This window comes from Arthrobacter sp. Y3223164 (genome assembly GCF_059091005.1).
In genome coordinates this window covers 1-575 of record NZ_JBNHGF010000790.1, presented here as the reverse complement: position 1 = coordinate 575, position 575 = coordinate 1, and the positions used below count along the sequence as shown (strand labels likewise).

Annotated in this window: 1 protein-coding gene; it reads right to left on the bottom strand. The window is 69.9% G+C overall.

Annotated elements, in window-relative coordinates:
- Positions 1-356 (bottom strand): YdeI/OmpD-associated family protein (locus tag AC5RUJ_RS18030; protein ID WP_494156490.1); only part of this gene is annotated, 356 nt, incomplete at its 3' end.
- Positions 357-575: the final 219 nt, after the last annotated feature.

Genomic DNA, 575 nt, shown 5'->3' with positions numbered 1-575 from the left:
TCCCAGCTGCCGTCGGCCTGCGCCGCGGCCACTGCAGCCCGGCCGGCCTCGTGCATCTTCCCGGCCTGCTCCAGCCGCTCGATGTGCCCGACGTTCCGCAGCGACCAGATGCTGCGCTTCGTCCGCGGGGTGAAGCGTTGGAGGGTGCTTTCCGCGTCGCGCCGCTTGCCCTGCCCGTCGATCCAGCCGAAACACAACGCCTCGTCCAGGGCGGCGGCATAATCCAAGGCTGTAACCGTTCCACCCTTCTTGCCCAGGATCAGCCAGACGCCGGCCGACGAGGCATGGTTCTCCTCCAACCAGGCCCGCCATGCGGCGGCGTCTGGCACCAGCAACTCCGGAAGCTCAACGGCCATGCCCTCATGGCAGCACGGCAGGGCCGCGCCGTCTAGTGTTTTGGGGTATCGTCCCGTGCCGGCCCAAGGAGGAACCCAGATGCTGCGCGTCCGTCCCGTATTGTCCACCTCCCGCATCGGGCCGTGGCGGGAGTTGTTGACCGCGGCGGGGTTGGCCTGCGTGGCCCACGACGGCGGTGCCCGGCATGAGTTCGCCGCCGGCTCGGGGCGGCTGGACCT